The sequence below is a fragment of the Micromonospora sp. M51 genome (assembly GCF_018070305.1).
GTDB lineage: Bacteria > Actinomycetota > Actinomycetes > Mycobacteriales > Micromonosporaceae > Micromonospora > Micromonospora parva.
Genome location: NZ_JAGPXZ010001162.1, coordinates 1 through 1273 on the forward strand (window position 1 = coordinate 1; position 1273 = coordinate 1273).

Annotated in this window: 2 protein-coding genes; both read left to right on the forward strand. The window is 73.3% G+C overall.

Annotation, left to right across the window (positions count from 1 at the left end; all coding sequences use genetic code 11):
• Positions 1 to 512, forward strand: a 512-nt coding sequence (locus KBX53_RS33350; RefSeq protein ID WP_210863835.1) for an ABC transporter ATP-binding protein, incomplete at its 5' end; no start/stop codon positions are given.
• Positions 509 to 1273: FtsX-like permease family protein (locus KBX53_RS33355; protein WP_309140914.1), on the forward strand; the 765-nt coding region annotated here is incomplete at its 3' end. The genes KBX53_RS33350 and KBX53_RS33355, both read left to right, overlap by 4 nt.

Sequence of the window (1273 nt, forward strand, 5' to 3'; positions counted from 1 at the left end):
GGCACCGCATCGACACCTGGTCGGAGGCGGCCCGGTCCCGGCTGCGGCGTACCGAGTTCGGGGTGCTGTTCCAGTTCGGCCAGCTGGTGGCCGAACTGACCGCGGCGGAGAACGTCTCCCTGCCGCTGCTTCTCGCCGGCACGGGGCGGCGAGAGGCGCGGGTGGCGGCACTCACCTGGCTGGAACGGTTCGGGGTGGCCGAGTTGGCCGACGTCCGGCCGGGTGAGATGTCCGGCGGTCAGCAGCAGCGGTGCGCCACGGCGCGGGCGTTGGTGACCGAACCGCGGGTGCTCTTCGCCGACGAGCCGACCGGAGCGCTGGACACGCTCACCGGTGAACAGGTCCTCACCCAACTGGTCCGGCTCGCCCGTGAGCAGCACACCTCCGTCCTGCTCGTCACCCACGAGCCGCGGATCGCCGCGTACGCCGATCGGGAGATCGTGCTGCGCGACGGCCTGGTGGACCACACCGGCCTGGGGCTCGACGTGCCGCTGACCGGCGGCGCGCGGTGAGACCGGCGACGCTGGTCCGGCTCGCCCTCGCCGGCACCCGCACCGACACCGCCCGGGTGGTGCTCACGGCGCTCAGCGCCCTGCTGGCGACACTGGCCGGGCTCGCGGCGCTCACCGTGTTGGCCATCCCCACGCCCACCGCGACGGAGGAGAACCCGAACAGGTGGTCGGAGCAGTACCACAACGCGCTGCTGGTGGAGCCCGGGTTGCGTGGCGGTACGGCGTTCGCGCTGCTGATGCTGATGCTCCCGGTGCTGGCGCTGGCCGGTCAGTGCGCCCGGCTCGGCGCGCCGGCACGGGACCGCCGGTTGGCCGGGCTCCGGTTGGCCGGCGCCACTCCCGGGCAGGTCACCCGGTTGGTGGTGCTGGAGACCGGCGTGGCCGCTCTGTTCGGCACGCTCACCGGGCTGGGTGTCTACCTGGTGGGTCGCGATCTGCTGCACCGCCCGGACGCGCGAGGTCAACTGGCCCTGCCCACCGACGTGCTGCCGTCACCCGGCGCGCTGGCCGGGGTGGTGCTCGGTCTGCCGGTCGTCGCGGCGTTGGCCACTGCGGTGATGCTGCGTACGGTCACCACCAGCCCGCTCGGGGTGAGCCGGAAGGCCCCCCGCGAGCGCGGCCCGCGACCGTGGGCCGGCGTTCTGATCGTGCTTGGTGTGCTCTCGTTCGCGGCGATCCAGCCGGTGGGGGAACGGTTCGACGACAACGAGGAGTTGGTGACCTGGCTGATGCCGCTGATGTTCGCGGCGAGTGGGATCGCG